We start from the raw sequence: 19,398 nt of genomic DNA, 5'->3' as shown, positions 1-19,398 counted from the left end.
AGCGTTCCTGCATGACAGCATTCCGGATCAGGGCGGCGACCGGAGACGACGCGCGCTTCCTCGCCGACATGCTCGTCGAGGCGTCCAACTGGAACCCGGCCACCAGCCGGCCGAGGGTCGCCGTGCTCGACGACACCAAGGTGTCCCGCTACGTCAGCGGCTGGATGCGGCCGGGCGACTTCGGATCTGTCGCGATCGACGCGCGCGACGTGCCGGTGGGGGCGTGCTGGGGGCGCTTGTTCCCCGCCAATGCGCCCGGCTACGGCTTCGTGGCCGTCGGCGTCCCGGAGCTGACGCTCGGCGTGAACACCCAGTGGCGTGCACGAGGCGTCGGGCGCGCGCTGTTGCAGGCGGTCGCCCGGCAGGCGAGCGCCGCCGGGCACAGCCGCGTCAGCCTGAGCGTCGAGCGCGCGAACTTCGCCCAGCGCCTCTACATCAGCGAGGGATACATCACCGTCGCGTCCGGCGAGAACGCGGACACGATGGTCAGAGCCGTGCACTGACCCGGCTCTCCTGCACAGAACCGGCCTGCGACCGATTTTCCACAATCAGCGCGCGGTAACCGCAGGAAGACGGGGGCGCGAAGTACCGTGGACCCTATGGCTACGAGCACCAAGTCGACATCGCGCGCACGGAACTCCTCCGGCCGCGGCGGCTCGGCCGCGCGCAAGCCGGCGGCGAAGACCGCGACCCAGAAAACGGTCGCATACCCGACCGCCGACGCGGGGCCGAACCCCCTGGTCCGCGCGTGGATGGGCCTCGCTCATCTCACGGGCGCCGCCTTCCGCGCCCTCGGGCCCGAGAAGCTCGCCAAGGAGGAGCGCCGGGACGGTTTCCCGTTCTTCCTCGTCCTCCTTGCCGTCGCCGGCGCCGTCGTCGAGTGGTTCCTCATCAACGACGAGGTCGCCCGCACCCTGGATGCGTGGACGTTCGGCATGTTGTTCGGCCGCGTCGCGTTCGCGCTGCCCATCATCATGGTCCTGTTCGCCGGGTGGCTGTTCCGACACCCCAGCTCGGTCCACGACAACACCCGCATCGGCATCGGGCTGAGCATCCTGTTGATCACGATTTCCGGGCTCTGCCATCTTTTCAGCGCGCACCCGCAGCCGAGCGACGGCATGGCGAAGCTCGCTGAGGCCGGGGGAGTGCTCGGCTGGCTGCTCGCCGCACCGCTCTCCGCGCTGATCACGCCGTACGGCGCTGCCGCCGTGATCATCGTGCTGCTCATCCTGAGCATCTTCATCATCACCAAGACCCCGCCGAACAAGGTGGGCGTCCGGGTGCGCGAGCTCTACGCATACCTGTTCGGCGCGCAGCTTCCCACGGAGGAGGAGCGTCAGGCCGCCAAGGAGGCCAAGACCCAGCAGGTGGAACTCGACGGGGTCGACGGCGACGACGGCGAGCAGGAGGCGAACCTGCCCTGGTGGCGCAGGAACAAGTCCGGTCGCGAGGAGGACCCCGCGTTCGACACCCCCGTGGTCGAAGACGGCATCACCGAGGTGTTCGGCGACCGTCCCAAGAAGGGCAAGGGCGAGTTCGCCACGGCCCTCGAGCCCGATCCGGCCAGCGATCACTACAACACCGAGGTGCTCAGCGAGCTCGCCAACGCGGAGGACGCCCTCAAGCGCTTCACCGGCGAGATCGCGCCCGCCGCTCCCGCTCCGTGGCCCCCGGCCGCTGCGGCAGCGCCCGCCGTGCTCCCCGGGTTCGTCCCCGACGCACAGGGTGCAGGCGCGGACGACTTCGACGAGACCGCCGCCATCCCGTCCGCCTCGGAGCCCGCCGCTCCGTACCACCTGCCCTCCGCCGGGATGCTCTCGGCGGGAACCCCGGCCAAGACCCGGTCGAGCGCGAACGAGGACATCGTCGCGGCGATCACTGAGGTGCTGACGCAGTTCGGCGTCGACGCGCAGGTCACCGGATACTCGCGGGGCCCGACGGTGACGCAGTACGAGATCGAGCTCGGCCCCGGTGTGAAGGTCGAGCGCGTCACCGCGCTCAGCAAGAACCTGTCGTACGCGGTCGCGAGCAACGAAGTGCGCATCCTGTCCCCGATCCCCGGCAAGAGCGCCATCGGCATCGAGATCCCGAACTCCGATCGCGAGATCGTCTCCCTCGGCGACGTGCTGCGCTCGGGCGCGGCGACCAAGAGCACCCACCCGATGACCATCGGCGTCGGCAAAGACGTGGGTGGCGGGTTCGTCGTCGCCAACCTGGCGAAGATGCCGCACCTGCTCGTGGCCGGTTCCACCGGCTCCGGAAAGTCGAGCTTCGTCAACTCGATGATCACCAGCCTGCTGATGCGCGCCAAGCCGTCGGACGTTCGCATGGTGCTGATCGACCCGAAGCGCGTCGAGCTGACCATCTACAGCGGCGTGCCGCACCTCATCACGCCCATCATCACGAACCCCAAGAAGGCAGCGGAAGCGCTGCAGTGGGTCGTGAAAGAGATGGACATGCGCTACGACGACCTCGCGAGTTTCGGCTTCCGGCACATCGACGACTTCAACAAGGCCGTCGTCAACAATGAGATCGTCCTCCCCGCCGGCAGCGAGCGCACGCTCAAGCCGTACCCGTACCTCCTCGTCGTCGTCGACGAGCTCGCCGACCTGATGATGGTCGCACCGCGAGACGTCGAGGACTCGATCGTGCGCATCACGCAGCTCGCGCGTGCGTCCGGCATCCACCTGGTGCTCGCCACCCAGCGGCCGTCGGTGGATGTGGTCACCGGCCTCATCAAGGCGAACGTCCCGTCGCGACTGGCCTTCGCCGTGACGAGTGTCACGGACTCGCGCGTCATCCTGGACCAGCCGGGCGCCGACAAGCTCATCGGCCAGGGCGACGCCCTGTTCCTGCCGATGGGGGCGTCCAAGGCGATCCGCGTGCAGGGCGCGTGGGTCAACGAGGCCGAGATCCAGAAGGTCGTCGAGCACGTCACCAGGCAGGCGCGTCCGGAGTACCGGCAGGATGTCGCCGCCGCCGCGGAGAAGAAGCAGATCGACTCCGACATCGGCGACGACCTCGAGCTGCTGCTCGCCGCCGCCGAGCTGGTGGTGTCGCTGCAGTTCGGCTCCACCTCGATGCTGCAGCGCAAGCTCCGGGTCGGCTTCGCCAAGGCGGGGCGCCTGATGGACCTGCTGGAATCGCGCGAGATCGTCGGCCCGTCCGAAGGCTCGAAGGCGAGGGACGTGCTCGCCACGGCCGACCAGCTCCCGTCCGTGCTCGCGATGCTGCGCGGCGAGGAATCGCCCGGCGGAGGTGCGCCCGCTGCGCCCGCCCCGTCCGGTGCGCCTGCTGTGTCCGCTGCGCCCGCCGCGTCCGTCGCCGCGATGGACGACGACCAGTACGGCGGAGACCCGGTCGCACGGATGACCGAGGGCTATCCTGAGGTGGACGGCGACTCGGACGAGGACGCCTGGCAGCTGACCGACAGGGAGTAGAGCACATGTCGGTGCACGACACGCCTCCGCCTGCCCCGGCGGAGGGCACGCCAGCACGGGCGAGCAACTGGAACCTGCCCAACATCATCACCGTGGTGCGCATCCTGCTCGCTCCGCTGTTCGTGTGGATGCTCCTGGCAGACGCCGGCGACGACGGCTGGCTCCGCTGGGCGGCGGCCGTGCTGTTCGTCATCGCCATCGCCACCGACGGCGTCGACGGCGCCATCGCCCGGCGCAACAACCTCGTCACCGAGCTGGGCAAGCTGCTCGACCCGATCGCCGACAAGGTGCTCACCGGCGGCGCCCTGGTCGCACTCTCCATCCTGAACGAGCTCCCGTGGTGGGTGACCATCGTCATCCTGGTGCGCGAGATCGGCATCACCGTGTACCGCTTCGTCGTGATCCGGCAGGGCGTCATCGCCGCATCCCGTGGCGGCAAGATCAAGACCATCGTGCAGTCCGTCGCCATCAGCCTGGCGCTGTTCCCGCTCTGGACCCTGTTCGGCGACTGGGTGTTCTGGGTCAACGGCATCGTGATGACGGTCGCCGTGATCCTCACCGTCGTCACCGGGTTCGACTACCTCTGGCAGGCCTGGAAGGGCCGGAGGGCGAAGCGTGCCGTCGCCTGACCTGGCCGCACGCCTCATCCCGTACCTCGCCGACCGCGGTCTCACCGTCGCGGCGGCGGAGTCCCTCACCGGCGGGGAGCTCTGCGCAGAACTGACCAGGGTCGGCGGAGCATCCGCGGTGGTGCTCGGCGGTGTGGTCGTCTACGCCACCGAGCTGAAGCACACGCTCACCGGCGTGGATGCGGCCCTGCTCGCGGCGGAGGGCCCCGTGCATCCCGAGGTCGCCAGGCAGCTCGCCTCCGGGGTCCGGGATGCGCTCGCGGTCGACGGCAGGCCGGCGTCCATCGGTCTCTCCACCACCGGCGTCGCAGGACCCGACCCACAGGGCGGCCGCGCGGTGGGCACGGTGTTCGTCGGGATCTCCACCGCGGAGGGGACGCGCGCCGTCGAGCTCGCGCTCACCGGGACGCGGGCGGAGATCCGGCGTCAGGTGGTCGAGCGGGTGCTCGCGGAGCTGGCCGATGAGGTCGGTCTCGATCCGTCGTAACCGGCGGGAATACGTGCTGTTACGGTCTCGTTACACCTGCTGCATTCACAAGAAAAGCCCAGTCGTCATCGATATCGTTGAGCCTCATAAGATGCGCTAGTGTTGGCATCCCTAACAAGGTCCGATCCGTCGGCAGGGTAGAAGAAGGAGGCTCCGAATGATTCTTGTACGTCAGGAAATCGGCGACGTGCTCAGGGACTTCCGCCTGCAAAAGGGCCGTACGCTCCGACAGGTGGCCAGCAAGGCGAGTGTCGCCCTCGGCTATCTCAGCGAGGTCGAGCGCGGTCAGAAGGAAGCTTCGTCCGAGATTCTCGCCTCGGTCGCCGAAGCGCTGGACACCCCCATCTCCGTCATCATGCGCGAGGTCGGTGACCGCCTCGCAGTGCTGGAGGGGATCGAGCCCATCATCCCCGACACCGTCCCCGACGAGTTCGTGTCGGCGATGGACGCGGATCTGGTCGCACGCTGATTCAGACTCATCAGAAGACGCCCCGGGAGACCGGGGCGTCTTTCGTTTCCGCCGACGGAGAGCGTCGGTCCAGACACGTAGGGTGGTCCCATGAAGTTGAGTGAGTTCCAGCGCGCGATCCTCGACGAGTTCGGTTCGACGTACGGCCAGGCGCTCACGACCGACCTGGTGCTCGGCGAACTCGGCAACCGCACGGCTCAGCAGGCGCTCGCAGCCGGGGTCGCCCCGCGCGAGGTGTGGATCGCGCTCTGCCGCGAGACCGGCGTGCCGCAGTCGCACTGGTACGGCGCAGGCAAGCCGGCTCCGAAGCGCTGACGCGACACGCCGCATTCGAAAGTCTCGAAGATATGTTCGGATGTAGCTAGACTCCTTCACAACGGCAATCGAAAACGGGTTGTCCACAGTTTGCGCGCTCGATGTCCGGGTGTCGGACGTCCCCCGTACAGTCGATCTCGTTAGCGAAGCCGAGAAGGAGAACCGCACATGCCATCACCCGCAGACCGCGAAAAGGCGCTCGAGACCGCGCTCGCGCAGATCGACCGCCAGTTCGGCAAAGGCTCGGTCATGCGACTGGGCAGCGACGAGCGCGCACCCGTCGAGGTCGTCCCCACCGGCTCGATCGCCCTGGACGTCGCGCTCGGCATCGGCGGCCTCCCGCGTGGCCGCATCGTCGAGATCTATGGTCCGGAGTCGTCGGGTAAGACCACGCTGACTCTGCACGCCATCGCGAACGCGCAGCGTGCAGGCGGCATCGCCGCCTTCATCGACGCCGAGCACGCACTCGACCCCGAATACGCGCGCAAGCTCGGCGTCGACATCGACGCCCTGCTCGTGTCACAGCCCGACACGGGTGAGCAGGCGCTCGAGATCGCCGACATGCTCGTGCGAAGCGGCTCCATCGACCTGATCGTCATCGACTCCGTCGCAGCCCTCGTGCCCCGCGCCGAGATCGAGGGCGAGATGGGCGACTCCCACGTCGGTCTGCAGGCCCGCCTCATGTCGCAGGCGCTCCGCAAGCTCACCGGTGGTCTCAACCAGACCAACACCACGATGATCTTCATCAACCAGCTGCGCGAGAAGATCGGTGTCTTCTTCGGAAGCCCGGAGACCACCGCCGGTGGTAAGGCGCTCAAGTTCTACGCGTCGGTCCGCCTCGACATCCGTCGTATCGAGACCCTGAAAGACGGGGCGGACGCCGTCGGCAACCGCACCCGCGTCAAGGTCGTCAAGAACAAGATGGCACCGCCGTTCAAGCAGGCCGAGTTCGACATCCTCTACGGTGTCGGCATCTCCCGCGAGGGCAGCCTGATCGACTTCGGTGTCGAGCACGCGATCGTCAAGAAGTCCGGCGCCTGGTACACCTACGAGGGCGACCAGCTCGGCCAGGGCAAGGAGAACTCGCGCAACTTCCTCATCAACAACCCCGACATCGCGCTCGACATCGAGAACAAGATCAAGATCAAGCTCGGTATCGTCGCCGACCCCAACGCGGTCGCTGAGGCGCCCGACAACGTCGGGTCCATCGAGGCGAAGCTGCAGGCGAAGAAGGGCGCGTAGCGTCCGCCGTGTGGCACCCGGCAGCCGTGAGGTCGCTGGGTGCCACACGATTCGATCGAGGCGAGAAGCACGGCGAGAAGAACGAGGAGTGACCCGTGGTGGTGCGATTTCCCTCCGAGTCCGAGTCCGAGTCGGACGCGGGTCGTGGGCCCGCGGGCGACGGCACGGCCGGTGACGGTGCTGCTGCTCGCGGCGCGGCCGCTGAGGACCGTGCTCCGGAGCAGCTGGCCCCGGTGACCTACCTGCCGCGGTCTCGCGGCGCCGACCATCCCTCCCGGCTGGGCAGAGGCGCGCACACGAACGCGGCGGAGAGCGATTCGCCTCGTCCGGTCGTCGCCTTTCCGTCCACGGGGCAGGCGGCTGCGGACAGTGAGCGCGCGGCGGCCGATCGCAAGCGCACGACGGGTCTGTGGTCGAAGGCGTTCCTGGAAGACTCCACCGACGATGCCGGTGGGTCGCGCGGCGACGACGCGTCGGACTCCGGGGATGAGCCGGAGCGTGGCGGAGCAGCGCGCGGCACGGAGAGCGTCGCCGAGAAGCAGGTCAAGCGCGCATCCAACGTGTCGATCCACCAGCTCGCACGGCGAGGCATGTCGCGGTGGGAGCTGGAGCAGGTGCTCGCCAAGCGCGAGATCGACCCGGCCGTCGCCCAGGCCGAGCTGGACCGGCTCGAGAGCGTCGGCCTGCTCGACGACGCCGCGCTGGCCGTCACGCTCGTCTATACCCAGCACAACCGCAAGGGTCTTGGCCGGTCGGCCATCGCCCAGGAACTGAACAGGCGGCACATCGCGCCGGAGCTCATCGAGGAAGCCCTCGCCGAGATCGCCGACGACGACGAGCTGGAACGCGCCACCGAGCTGGCCATGAAGCGTGTCGGGCAGCTGTCCACCTACGACGACGAGACGGCGAAGCGCAGGCTCCACGGTTTCCTCGCGCGCAAGGGCTACAGCTCCGCCATCGTGCGCCAGGCGATGGATGCGGCACTCGCCACCCGGGGCCGTCGCGGCGGGGTGCGGTTCCAGTAGTGTGCCCCGAGTCGACGTGCGCCATCAGGCGTCGTTCGCGCGGTTCGGTTCTTCACCGCGTCGAACGTAAACTTGTCGCACTATGAGCATCACCGAAGAGCGAAGCACCATCGCGCCGTCGGACGCGGCCGTCCGCCCGGACGGTCGGGCGCGCACCTACGAGGTCCGAACGTTCGGCTGCCAGATGAACGTGCACGACTCCGAGCGGCTGAGCGGTTCGCTCGAAGCGGCGGGCTACATCGCCGCACACGGTGAAGAGGCCGACATCGTCGTCATCAACACCTGCGCGGTCCGCGAGAACGCCGACAACAAGCTCTACGGCAACCTCGGGCACCTCGCCGCCGTGAAGAAGCGGCACGACGGCATGCAGATCGCCGTCGGCGGCTGCCTCGCCCAGAAAGACAAGAACGTCATCCTCGAGAAAGCGCCGTGGGTCGACGTGGTCTTCGGGACGCACAACATGGGCTCGCTGCCCAGCCTCCTGGAGCGGGCGCGGCACAACGACGCCGCCGAGATCGAGATCCTCGAGTCGCTCGAGACCTTCCCGTCGACCCTGCCGACCAAGCGCGACTCCAGCTACAGCGGCTGGGTGTCCATCTCGGTCGGGTGCAACAACACCTGCACGTTCTGCATCGTGCCATCGCTGCGCGGCAAGGAGAAGGACCGTCGCCCCGGCGACATCCTCGCCGAGATCCAGGCGCTCGTCGACGACGGTGCCATCGAGGTCACGCTGCTCGGCCAGAACGTCAACTCCTACGGCGTCGAGTTCGGCGACCGTCAGGCGTTCTCCAAGCTGTTGCGCGCCGCCGGCGAGATCGACGGGCTGGAACGCATCCGGTTCACCAGCCCGCACCCTGCGGCGTTCACAGACGACGTGATCGACGCGATGGCGGAGACGCCGTCGGTGATGCCGCAGCTGCACATGCCGCTCCAGTCCGGGTCCGACCGCATCCTCAAGGCGATGCGCCGCTCGTACCGTTCCGAGAAGTTCCTCGGCATCCTCGACCGCGTCCGCGCGAAGCTGCCGGATGCGGCGATCAGCACCGACATCATCGTCGGCTTCCCCGGCGAGACCGAGGAAGACTTCCTCGAGACGATGCGTGTGGTCGAAGCGGCGCGCTTTGCCTCCGCGTTCACGTTCCAGTACTCGATCCGTCCCGGCACCCCCGCGGCGACGATGGCCGACCAGGTCCCCAAGGCGGTCGTGCAAGACCGGTACGAGCGCTTGACCGCGCTGCAGGAGCGGATCTCGCTCGAAGAGAACCAGAAGGTGATCGGCCGCCAGGTCGAGCTGCTCGTCGCCAACGGCGAGGGCCGCAAAGACGCCGACACCCACCGCCTCAGCGGGCGCGCCCACGACAGCCGCCTCGTGCACTTCGAGGTCCCTGCCGGCTCGCCCGTCCCGCGGCCCGGCGACGTGGTCACGGTGACGGTCACCCAGGCTGCGCCCTTCTACCTAATCGCCGACTCGGCCGACGGAGCACCCCTCGCCATCCGGCGCACCAGGGCCGGCGACGCGTGGGACAGGGCGGAAGCGGAGTCCTGCGCGGTCCCGACGCACGCCGACGGCGTGGCCTCCGGCGGAAAGGGCCGCGTTTCGCTCGGCCTCCCCACCCTCCGCGTCGGCGAGCCGCTCACCTCGCCCGGCGTCGGCACGATGCCCATCTACGACCCGACGGACGGCCTGCGCTGACCGCGCCCGCCGCGCAGCCGCCGGTGTCGTCTGCCGACGGCGTGGCGACGCCTTCGCTGACCGCGGCCGCCGTGTCCGCGCCCGCACCGAACACCGCACCGACGCCGAGCGCCGCGCCTTCCGCATCCACCCCCATCGTCGCCATCGTGGGGCCGACCGGCACAGGCAAGACCGACCTCTCGCTCGCGCTGGCCGAGCGGCTGCTGGCCGACGGGCGCGGGGCGGAGATCGTCAACGCCGACGCCATGCAGCTCTACCGGGGCATGGACATCGGCACCGCGAAGATCGGGCAGGGGGAGTGGCGGGGCATCCCGCACCACCTGTTCGACGTGCTCGACGTCACCGACGAGGCCACCGTCGCCCGCTACCAGCCGGAAGCGCGCGCGACCATCACCGGCATCCTGGATCGCGGCAACGTGCCCATCCTCGTCGGCGGGTCCGGGCTGTACGTGTCGAGCGTCATCTACGACTTCCGGTTCCCCGGCACCGACCCCGAGTTGCGCGCGCAGCTCGAAGCCGAGCTCGTCGCCCACGGGCCCGGGATGCTGTACCGCCGCCTGCTCGACGCCGACCCCGCCGCTGCGGCGAACATCGGTCCGAGCAACGGGCGGAGGCTGGTGCGCGCTCTGGAGGTCGTCGCGCTCACCGGCGAGCCCGTCAGCGCCTCCCTGCCCGAAGAGCCCGTGCCGTGGCGGCCGTCGACGATCATCGGGCTCGCCGCCCCGCGCGACCAACTCACCGCGCGACTGGATGCGCGCGTCGAGCGGATGTGGGAGGCAGGGCTCCTCGACGAGGTGGAGGCCCTCATCCCGTTCGGGCTGGAACGCGGCGTCACCGCGAGTCGCGCCATCGGGTACGCCCAGGCGCTCGCGGAACTGCGCGGCGAACTCACCCGCGCGGAGGCGATCGCCCAGACGCAGCAGCTCACCCGGCGGTATGCGCGGCGGCAGGTCAGTTGGTTCAAGCGGTACCCGCGCATCCACTGGCTGGACTACGACGACGAGAATCTGACTGCTGCGGCGCTCGGTAGGCTGTGAGCATGGCGACAACCCTCCACTTCACCAAAGGTCAGGGCACGGGAAACGACTTCGTGCTGTTCTCCGACCCGGACGGCCAGGTGAACCTCACCCCCACGCAGATCGCCGAGATCTGCGACAGGCACTTCGGGATCGGCGCGGACGGGATCATCCGCGCCGTGCGGTCGAAGCACCTGCCGGAGGGCGCGGAAGCGCTGGCGGAGGACGACGGCGCCGAGTGGTTCATGGACTACTACAACGCCGACGGGTCGCCCGCGGAGATGTGCGGCAACGGCATCCGGGTGTACGTGCGCTACCTGATCGCCTCCGGGCTGGTCGAACTCGCCGACGGAGACACGCTCGCGATCGGCACCCGCTCCGGCGTGCGCGATGTGCAGCGCAACCTCACCGGGTTCCAGGTGGATCTCGGCCGCTGGGCGCTCGACGGCGGAGAGCCGCTGGTGCGGGCGAAAGAACTTCCGGTCGCGCGGCCGGGGCTCGGGATCGACATGGGCAACCCGCACGTCGTGGTCGCCGTGGCCGACGAGTCCGAGCTGGAAGCCGCCGACCTCAGCTACATCCCGCACATCGAGCCGGAGCCCGTGGACGGCGCGAACGTGGAGTTCGTCGTGCCGCACGAGCCGCTCGTGGTCGACGGCGTCGGACGCATCCGGATGCGCGTGCACGAGCGAGGGAGCGGAGAGACGCTGTCCTGCGGCACGGGCGCGGCTGCTGCGGCGCTGGCCGTGCGCTACTGGGCAGGCCAGGGTGCGCCCAACCAGTGGCGCGTGGATGTTCCCGGCGGCACGGTGGGTGTGCGCATGTTCGCGACGGAGGACGGCGAGCACGTCGCACTCTCCGGTCCGGCCGAACTCGTCTACACCGGCACGCTCGACCTCGCCTGACCCGCACTCAGAGCCGGAGGGGTCGCGGCGCGGGGCGTCAGTCGGCGGAACGGCGGGCGCGGAGGACGCGGTAGCCCTTGGAGGTGGCCGCGCGGGTGGTGGTCAGGTCGGGGAAGGTGGCCTGCATCCAGCGGTGCAGCGAGTCGGAGCCGAGGTTGCGCTGCACCACGAGCCACGCATCCGAGCCGGGCTCGAGACGCGGAAGCCAGCGCTCCAGCAGGTTGTGCAGCTCGTTCTTGCCCACCCGGATGGGCGGATTCGACCAGATCGTCGTAAAAAATACATCATCGGGAACATCATCCGGCGTGGATGTGTTTACATTGGTGAGTCCGAGCTTCTGCGCGTTCCTGCGCACCACGTCCAACGCTCGGGTATTGACATCGACGGCCCAGACGGTCGCGTGAGGGGATTCGAGAGCAAGTGTGAGAGCCACAGGCCCCCAGCCGCATCCGAGGTCCAACAGCTGACCGCCGGGCGGCGCGGAGGGGACATGGTCGAGGAGCACTCGCGTACCCGTGTCAACGCGCTCGGGGCTGAAGATTCCGTTCGCCGTCGTCAACTCGTAGGTCTGTCCAGCGAGACCGACCGTGATCGGGCGAAGCTTCAGTTCACTCTCGGGCGCCGGGGAAAAGTAGTGATCTCCGCTGGCCATAAGAGGACCGTACAGGACGCTAACAAACTAGGGTTAACCCAGATGCAGGATTTTCAGATGAATGAACATGTAAGCACGGATCAGGTCACGGACGACACGCGCGACGACGACGTCGTCGCCCGCGTCCTCGCCAGTGCGGAGAGCCGTGCAGGAATGACGCTGTTCGGCGGCGGCGCGCAGGCGCTGCAGACCGAGCACACCGACGATGCAGGGCACGACGGCGACCAGTTCGACCGCGAGGAGCGGGCAGCGCTGCGCCGCGTCGCCGGGCTGTCCACCGAGCTCGAAGACGTCACGGAGGTCGAATACCGGCAGTTGCGGCTCGAGAACGTCGTCCTCATCGGCGTGTACTCGCAGGGCACGCTGCAGGATGCGGAGAACTCGATCAGGGAGATGGCCGCCCTGGCGGAGACGGCGGGCGCCGTGGTGCTCGACGGTCTGCTGCAGCGGAGGCCGCATCCCGACCCCAGCACCTACCTCGGCAAGGGCAAGGCGCAGGAACTCGCCGGGATCGTCGCTGCGCTCGGCGCAGACACGGTCATCGCGGACACCGAACTGGCCCCGAGCCAGCGACGCGCGCTCGAAGACGTGGTGAAGGTGAAGGTGATCGACCGCACGGCCGTGATCCTCGACATCTTCAGCCAGCACGCCAAGAGCCGGGAGGGCAAGGCGCAGGTCGAGCTCGCACAGCTCGAATACCTGCTGCCGCGTCTGCGCGGCTGGGGTGAGTCGATGTCCCGCCAGGCCGGTGGCCAGGTGGGTGGCGCAGGCGCCGGTATGGGGTCGCGTGGTCCTGGTGAGACGAAGATCGAGCTGGACCGTCGCCGCATCCACACCAGGATGGCGAAGCTGCGCAAGCAGATCGCCGGCTTCAAGCCGGCGCGCGAGGCGAAGCGGGCGAACCGCAACCGCAACTCGGTGCCGTCGGTGGCCATCGCCGGATACACCAACGCGGGCAAGTCGAGCCTGCTCAACCGCATCACCAAGGCGGGCGTGCTCGTCGAGAACGCGCTGTTCGCGACACTGGATGCGACCGTGCGCAAGTCGGTGACCGCCGACGGCCGCCTGTACACGCTGGCCGACACGGTCGGCTTCGTGCGCAACCTGCCGCACCAGCTGGTCGAGGCGTTCCGTTCCACGCTGGAAGAGGTGGCGGAGTCCGACGTGATCGTCCACGTGGTGGACGGTTCGCATCCAGACCCCGCCAGTCAGCTGGCGACGGTCCGGGATGTGATCGGTGAGGTGGGAGCGCGCGAGCTGCCGGAGATCGTGGTCTTCAACAAGTCCGACCTGGTCTCGCCGGACGACAGGCTGGTGCTGCGCGGGCTCGAGCCCGGCGCGATCTTCGCCTCTGCGCGCACGGGTGAGGGGATCGACGAGATCCTCGCCGCCATCGCGCGCCTGCTGCCCGATCGCTCCGTCGAGGTCGACCTGGTCGTCCCGTACGACCGCGGCGACCTCATCTCGGCGCTGCACGAGCGGGGGCGGGTCATCTCCACGGACTACGTGGAAGACGGCACCAGGGTCAAGGCCAAGGTGATGCCCGAATACCTGTCGGTGTTCGAGGCGTTCGCCGTGGAGCAGACCGTCTGACGTCGAGACGTCACGAAGCCGGGACAGGGTCATCCTGTCCCGGCTTCTGCGTTTCCGGAGCCCTCGATCGTCACACGATGACACAGAACGGCGACACCGGGACCAAAGGGTTGTAGATTGCCATTCAACCGCAGCGGGCACCCGCTCGGTGGTGCGACAGCCGAGCCCGGCACCCGCCCGCGAACCACCTCACCGACCGGCTTCCGCCGGGCGGCGGGGTCCCACCTTGACCGAGGCGGGCGCGGCCCCGGGCGGGGTTCAGCGTCTCACCACCGACACCAGAGGACGCCATGAGCTGTACGGACGCGCGGTTCTCCTTCGAGCTGTACCCGCCGCGGAATGCGCGCGCCGCCGAGGCGCTGCCCGCGACGATCCAGAAGCTCGCGGCCGCGCATCCGGACTTCATCTCCGTCACATACGGCGCGAACGGGTCGTCCCGGTCGTCGTCGCTCGACGTGCTGCGCTACATCCTCGACCACACCGACGTGAGCCCGATGGCGCACCTCACCTGCGTCGGCTCGTCGCACGCGGAGGCGGCCCAGCTCATCCGGGAGTTCCTGGATGCGGGCATCCGGCGGTTCCTCGCGGTGCGCGGCGACCCGCCCGCCGACCTGGCGCCGGGGGAGACCGGCCTCGGCGACCTGCACAGCTCTGCTGAGCTGGTGCAGCTCATCCACCGGGTGCAGGCGGAGCGCGTGCCGTACGGCGAGCTGCCCGTGCCCGGCCTTCCGGCGAGCACCGTGCTGTCGCACCGCGAGCACGTGCAGATCGCGGTCGCGGCGTTCCCGAACGGCCACCCGACGTCGCACGGCGTCAGCCAGGACATCGACACCCTTCTCGCCAAGCAGGCGGCGGGCGCGAACCTCGGCATCACCCAATTGTTCTTCCACCCGGAGGACTACCTCGGCTTCGCGCAGAAGGCCCGGGATGCCGGAGTGCTCTTCCCGATCCTGCCCGGCATCATGCCGGTCACCAGTCCGGCCAGGCTCACGCGGATGCTCGAGCTGAGCGGGGAGGACCTGCCGAGCGAGCTCGCGATCCAGCTCGAGGTCGAGCCGACGGAGGAGGGGCAGCGGGAGATCGGAATCGCCTGGGCGACCGACTTCGCGCAGAAGCTGCTCGACGGGGGCGCTCCGGGCATCCACCTGTACACGTTCAACCAGCACGAGGCGGTGCTGTCGGTGCTGGAGCGGGTGGGGCTGCTCGGGGCCGCCGCGCCCGTGCATCAGACCACGACGACCACCACGACCACCGACGCCAGCACCACCGAAAGGGAACCAGCATGACCGACACCACTCCTCGCATCCCGTTCCCCACGGGGACGATCATCGGCTACCCGCGCATCGGGCGCCGCCGCGAGCTGAAGAAGGCCGTCGAGAGCTTCTGGGCGGGAACGATCACCGCCGACGAACTCGAGGCCACGGCCGCAGACCTCCGCGCCGCCACCAGGGACCGGCTCGACGCGCTCGGTCTCGGCCGCGATGACGCATCCATTCCGGAGAGCTTCAGCTACTACGACCAGGTGCTCGACGCCGCGGTCACCGTCGGCGCCATCCCGTCCCGGTTCGCCGCGCTCGCGGATGCCGACGGGTCCGTCGACCTCGCCGGATACTTCACGATCGCCCGCGGAGAGGGCGAGAACGCGCCGCTGGAGATGACCAAGTGGTTCGACTCCAACTACCACTACCTCGTGCCGGAGATCGGGCCGGAGACCGAGTTCCGGCTCGCGTCCGATCGCATCGTGCGCGAGTTCGAGGAGGCGAAGGCCGCAGGCTTCGTCACACGTCCGGCGATCGTCGGGCCGGTGACCTTCCTGCTGCTCAGCAAGGCGAGCGACGAGGCGCCGGAGGGCTTCCGCCCGCTGTCGCGCCTCGGCGACCTGCTGCCGGTCTACGCCGAGCTGCTGTCGCGCCTCGCCGCTGCCGGTGCACCGTGGGTGCAGCTCGACGAGCCTGCGCTCGTGAGCGAGTCCATCGACGAGCCGCGGGATGCGGTGCTCGCCGCCCTGGCGACCGCGTACGACACGCTCGGCGCGGTGCCGGGCCGTCCCGCCCTGTTCGTCGCAGCGCCGTACGGCAGCCTCGACGACGCGCTCCCGGTGCTCGCCGCCTCCCCGGTCGAGGCGATCTCGCTCGACCTGGTGCGCGGGGCCGTTCCGCGCGGGCTCGACGCCGCGACCGCATCCGGGCTGTCGGGCAAGACCGTCGTCGGCGGCGTGGTCGACGGGCACAACATCTGGCGCGGAGACCTCGAAGCCGCGTTCGGCACCCTCACCGAGCTGCTGTCGCTGAGCCCGGACGTCGCCGTCTCGACCTCCACCTCGCTGCAGCACGTTCCGCACGACGTGGACGACGAGCCGGAGCTGTCCGACCAGCTGAAGAGCTGGCTCGCCTTCGCCGACCAGAAGGTCGCGCAGGTCGCCACGCTGGCGCGCGGGCTGGTGGACGGCCACGAGGCCATCCAGGAAGAGCTGAGCGCCGCCTCCGCCGCCCTGGCCGACCGCGCGTCGGCGCCGGGCGTGCGCGTGCCGGCCGTGCGCGAGCGCGAGGAGGCGCTGACGGAGGCCGACTTCGCCCGCGGAGAGTACGCCGACCGGCTGGCCGCGCAGGATGCAGCCCTCGGGTTGCCGTTCCTGCCGACGACCACCATCGGGTCGTTCCCGCAGACGGGCGACATCCGCCGCTCGCGTGCGCAGTTCGCCAAGGGACTCATCACCGAGGCCGAATACCTGGGCAGGATGCGCGACGAGATCAAGCGCGTCGTCGACCTGCAGGAGGAGATCGGCATCGACGTCATCGTGCACGGCGAGCCCGAGCGCAACGACATGGTGCAGTACTTCGCCGAGAACCTGGACGGGTTCGCGGTGACGCAGAACGGCTGGGTGCAGTCGTACGGCTCGCGCTGTACGCGCCCCTCCATCCTCTGGGGTGACGTGTCTCGGCCGAAGCCGATCACCGTGGAGTGGTCGACGTATACGCAGAGCCTCACGCCCAAGCCGGTCAAGGGCATGCTGACCGGGCCGGTGACGATCCTCGCCTGGTCGTTCGTGCGCGACGACCAGCCGCTCGGCGAGACGGCGCGGCAGGTGGCGCTGGCGCTCCGCGACGAGATCGCCGACCTGGAGGCCGCGGGCATCCGGGTGGTGCAGGTGGACGAGCCTGCCCTGCGCGAACTGCTGCCGCTGAAGAAGTCCGACCACGCCTCCTACCTGGACTGGTCGGTCGGATCGTTCCGGCTCGCGACCTCCGGCGTGCGCGACGAGACGCAGATCCACACGCACCTCTGCTACTCGGAGTTCGGCGTGGTCATCGACGCGATCCGCAACCTGGATGCGGACGTCACCAGCATCGAGGCGGCACGGTCGCGCATGGAGGTCGTGCACGACATCCAGAGCTCCGGGTTCGAGCACGGCATCGGCCCGGGGGTGTACGACATCCACTCGCCGCGCGTGCCGTCGGTGGCCGAGGTGACCGAGCTGCTGGAGACGGCGCTCGGGGCGATCCCCGGGCGGCAGCTGTGGGTGAACCCGGACTGCGGGCTGAAGACGCGCGGCTACGACGAGACCGTTGCGTCGCTGCGCAACATCATTGAGGCGACGCGTGCCGTGCGCGCCTCCGCCTCGGCGCCGACTCCCGTGTAGCACGTTCGCTTCTGAGCCCGGGGTTTTCGCCGCAGTCTGTTCGTCTGCGGCGAAAAACCCCGGGCTCTGTCGCGTGCGGGGCGAGGATGGGGGAATGGTGGAGATTGACGCCGACGCGTTCGAGGCACTGGTGGGAGAGGTCTTCGATGCGCTTCCGGCCGACATGGTCGAGCCGCTGGAGAACGTCGCGATCCTGATCGAGGACCAGCCTCCCGGCGCGAGGCCGCGCCTTTACGGGCTGTACAGCGGGCATCCATTGACCAGGCGCGGCGTGTACGGTTTCGGCGAGCTGCCCGACCGGATCACCCTGTACCGCAACAATCTCGCGGCGAGCGTGTCGACGATGGATGCGCTGCGCGCCCGGGTGCGCGTCACCCTCGTCCACGAGATCGGCCACTACTTCGGCCTCGACGACGCTCGCCTCCAGGAACTCGGCTGGGCCTGACCGCGCGCCCCGCTCGTCCCGCCTCGCCTCGTTTCGGGGGTCAGACGGCGCGGAGGACGGCGACGACTTTGCCGAGGACTTCGGCGTAGTCGCCCAGGATGGGTTCGAAGTTGGAGTTGCGGGGGAGCAGCCAGGTGTGGCCGTCGCGCTGGCGGAAGACCTTGACCGTTGCCTCGTCGTCGAGCATGGCCGCGACGATGTCGCCGTTCTCCGCCGTCTTCTGGGTGCGGACGACCACCCAGTCGCCGTCGCAGATGGCCGCGTCGATCATCGACTCCCCGACGACCTTCAGCATGAACAGCTCGCCGTTGCCGACCAGCTGGCGGGGGAGAGGGAAGACCTCTTCCACCTGCTGCTCGGCGGTGATCGGGACACCGGCGGCGATGCGGCCGACCAGAGGCACCATCGCGGCGTCGCCCACGGGCGTCTGGTTCTCGTAGTCGACGGACTCGGACGAGTTGGAGGGCAGGTCGATCAGGATCTCGAGCGCGCGCGGCCGGTTGGGGTCGCGGCGCAGGTATCCGCTCAACTCGAGCTGGTTGAGCTGGTGCGTGACGCTCGACAGCGAGGAGAGGCCGACGGCGTCTCCGATCTCGCGCATGCTCGGCGGATAGCCGCGCTGGCTCACCGAGCGCTGGATGACGTCGAGGATGGCCAGCTGCTTGTCGCTCAGGTTCTTACGTCTGCGCGTGCCTCCGCGCTCGCGTGCTCCCTGGTTGTCGTTCGCCACGGTCGTCCCTTTCGTGACCCGTCTGCGCATCCGGCCGGCCCGAATGTCGGTGGTGCCTGGTTGAGTGAAGTCCAGACAATCGAAACTGTATCCACGATGCAGGGCTAAAACAAACATGTGTTCGAGCGTGTCTCGAAATCGCCCGGATGTTTTCGCCACTGAATCACGGTTGTGGTTTCGAACATTCGAAGATATATTCGGAACACAGCTTCGCATCCGGCCTGCCGGCCAAGCACCGGGTGCGGAATCTTAGGAGGTCAACAGCATGAGCACAGCAACGGTCACGATGTCGTCGTCGCAGTTCCAGGCGCCCGCCGGCGCTCGCACGCGCCTGCGTCTCACGCGCCGTGGGCGCGCGGTCCTCACCACGCTCGCCTCCGTCCCGCTCATCGTCGGGGCCCTGGTCTTCGCCCTCAACGGCGGGGGAGCCCTCGCCTCCGGCGACCAGGCCCACGTGCGCTTCCAGTACGTCACGGTCGAGTCGGGCCAGTCCCTGTGGAGCATCGCCGAGAAGGTCGCGCCGAGTGCCGACCCACGCGACGTGATCGCCAGCATCGTGTCCCTGAACCAGCTCGACACCGCGGTGGTCTCGCCCGGACAGCAGCTCGCGATCCCGTCCCAGTACGCGAAGTAGGGCCGTACGCGAAGTAGTCCGTACGCGAAGTGGGCCCCCTTTCGAGAAGTAGTCCGTGCGCCAAGTAGTTCCCCTTTCGCGAAATAGTCCGTACGCGAAGCAGAGAAGGGGCCTTCGCGAAGTTGCGGCGGAGGCGTGAGCGAAGTTACGGCGGGGGGCGTCCGCTCCCGGGTGCCCGCGGGGGTGGGTGTCTACGCGGCTGTGTGGGAGCGTGCTGGAAGGCTGCGATGGGTGCCACGCTGGGCGTCGCTCGCACGGAACGTGTGGCAACGTGGGCCGCGTTCTCCGCTTGAGCGGAGGCGCTGGCGGCGTGTCTCAGCAGGGTTCCGTTTGACCGGAGAAAGTGGGGGGTCGAATGGGCGGAATGGGCCGTAGGGCAGCGCGTGCGACGGGAATCCGCTCATACGGAACTTTTGGCGGTCGTGCGTGTATTCTCCGTCTGGGCGGAGGGGCTGGCGGCGTGTCGGCGGGGGACTCCGTTTG

At 68.9% G+C, this 19,398-nt stretch carries 18 protein-coding genes; 16 read left to right on the top strand and 2 right to left on the bottom strand.

The genetic code is table 11. The features are described 5' to 3' along the window. Positions 1–11: 11 nt before the first annotated feature. From HF024_RS12045 to dapF, 11 genes are all read left to right on the top strand, one after another. Entirely contained in the window at positions 12–503 is a 492-nt protein-coding gene (locus tag HF024_RS12045; RefSeq protein WP_085370409.1) for a GNAT family N-acetyltransferase, read from the top strand. Positions 504–599: 96 nt separating this feature from the next. Then, entirely contained in the window at positions 600–3,440 is a 2,841-nt protein-coding gene (locus tag HF024_RS12040; protein ID WP_168689694.1) for a DNA translocase FtsK, read from the top strand. Between the two features lie 5 nt (positions 3,441–3,445). Beyond that, positions 3,446–4,069 (top strand): CDP-diacylglycerol--glycerol-3-phosphate 3-phosphatidyltransferase, encoded by a 624-nt coding sequence (gene pgsA / locus HF024_RS12035; protein WP_085370406.1) that lies wholly within the window; start codon positions 3,446–3,448, stop codon positions 4,067–4,069. Continuing rightward, positions 4,056–4,556, top strand: a complete 501-nt coding sequence (locus HF024_RS12030) for a CinA family protein (protein ID WP_168689693.1) — start codon at positions 4,056–4,058, stop codon at positions 4,554–4,556. The genes pgsA and HF024_RS12030 overlap by 14 nt, the downstream gene beginning before the upstream one ends. Before the next feature lie 157 nt (positions 4,557–4,713). After that, positions 4,714–5,025: a helix-turn-helix transcriptional regulator gene (locus HF024_RS12025; RefSeq protein ID WP_055895785.1), complete on the top strand. Its 312-nt coding sequence runs from the start codon at positions 4,714–4,716 to the stop codon at positions 5,023–5,025. A gap of 90 nt (positions 5,026–5,115) precedes the next feature. Beyond that, complete coding sequence (locus tag HF024_RS12020) at positions 5,116–5,340, top strand: DUF3046 domain-containing protein (protein WP_085370403.1); 225 nt, start codon at positions 5,116–5,118, stop codon at positions 5,338–5,340. Between the two features lie 168 nt (positions 5,341–5,508). Then, positions 5,509–6,582 carry a recombinase RecA gene (recA, locus tag HF024_RS12015; RefSeq protein ID WP_168689692.1) on the top strand — a complete coding sequence of 358 codons (1,074 nt, stop codon included), beginning with the start codon at positions 5,509–5,511 and terminating at the stop codon, positions 6,580–6,582. A gap of 95 nt (positions 6,583–6,677) precedes the next feature. Then, positions 6,678–7,607 (top strand): regulatory protein RecX, encoded by a 930-nt coding sequence (locus HF024_RS19850; RefSeq protein WP_247597096.1) that lies wholly within the window; start codon positions 6,678–6,680, stop codon positions 7,605–7,607. Between the two features lie 82 nt (positions 7,608–7,689). Next, entirely contained in the window at positions 7,690–9,300 is a 1,611-nt protein-coding gene (gene miaB, locus HF024_RS12005) for a tRNA (N6-isopentenyl adenosine(37)-C2)-methylthiotransferase MiaB (RefSeq protein ID WP_168689691.1), read from the top strand. 134 nt (positions 9,301–9,434) lie between these two features. After that, positions 9,435–10,337, top strand: coding sequence for a tRNA (adenosine(37)-N6)-dimethylallyltransferase MiaA (gene miaA, locus HF024_RS12000; RefSeq protein WP_247597437.1), 903 nt, complete (start codon positions 9,435–9,437; stop codon positions 10,335–10,337). A 2-nt stretch (positions 10,338–10,339) separates the two neighbouring features. Next, positions 10,340–11,221, top strand: a complete 882-nt coding sequence (dapF, locus tag HF024_RS11995) for a diaminopimelate epimerase (RefSeq protein WP_168689690.1) — start codon at positions 10,340–10,342, stop codon at positions 11,219–11,221. A gap of 37 nt (positions 11,222–11,258) precedes the next feature. Here the strand turns inward: dapF and HF024_RS11990 are convergent, their stop codons facing one another. Next, complete coding sequence (locus HF024_RS11990) at positions 11,259–11,873, bottom strand: methyltransferase (protein WP_210723945.1); 615 nt, start codon at positions 11,871–11,873, stop codon at positions 11,259–11,261. A 57-nt stretch (positions 11,874–11,930) separates the two neighbouring features. On the opposite strand from HF024_RS11990, the gene hflX reads away from it, so the two are divergent. The 4 genes from hflX (at position 11,931) to HF024_RS11970 (ending at position 17,551) form a co-directional block, all read left to right on the top strand. Beyond that, positions 11,931–13,466, top strand: a complete 1,536-nt coding sequence (hflX, locus tag HF024_RS11985; RefSeq protein WP_085370397.1) for a GTPase HflX — start codon at positions 11,931–11,933, stop codon at positions 13,464–13,466. Positions 13,467–13,756: 290 nt separating this feature from the next. Next, a complete protein-coding gene (locus HF024_RS11980; RefSeq protein ID WP_168689689.1) occupies positions 13,757–14,752 on the top strand; it encodes a methylenetetrahydrofolate reductase in 996 nt (331 codons plus the stop codon). Beyond that, complete coding sequence (metE, locus tag HF024_RS11975; RefSeq protein WP_168689688.1) at positions 14,749–17,106, top strand: 5-methyltetrahydropteroyltriglutamate--homocysteine S-methyltransferase; 2,358 nt, start codon at positions 14,749–14,751, stop codon at positions 17,104–17,106. Before HF024_RS11980 ends, metE begins: the two co-directional genes overlap by 4 nt. Before the next feature lie 94 nt (positions 17,107–17,200). Next, a complete protein-coding gene (locus HF024_RS11970; RefSeq protein ID WP_168689687.1) occupies positions 17,201–17,551 on the top strand; it encodes a metallopeptidase family protein in 351 nt (116 codons plus the stop codon). A 40-nt stretch (positions 17,552–17,591) separates the two neighbouring features. On the opposite strand, the gene lexA is transcribed toward HF024_RS11970, so the two are convergent. Next, positions 17,592–18,281 carry a transcriptional repressor LexA gene (gene lexA, locus HF024_RS11965; RefSeq protein WP_168689686.1) on the bottom strand — a complete coding sequence of 230 codons (690 nt, stop codon included), beginning with the start codon at positions 18,279–18,281 and terminating at the stop codon, positions 17,592–17,594. 265 nt (positions 18,282–18,546) lie between these two features. Between lexA and HF024_RS11960 the strand changes: the two genes are divergently transcribed. Further along, a complete protein-coding gene (locus HF024_RS11960) occupies positions 18,547–18,915 on the top strand; it encodes a LysM peptidoglycan-binding domain-containing protein (RefSeq protein WP_168689685.1) in 369 nt (122 codons plus the stop codon). Positions 18,916–19,398: the final 483 nt, after the last annotated feature.

Source organism: Leifsonia sp. PS1209, from assembly GCF_012317045.1.
Lineage (GTDB): Bacteria > Actinomycetota > Actinomycetes > Actinomycetales > Microbacteriaceae > Leifsonia.
Note: the sequence above shows the minus strand (reverse complement) of the source record. Positions and strands in the feature narration are given on the sequence as shown.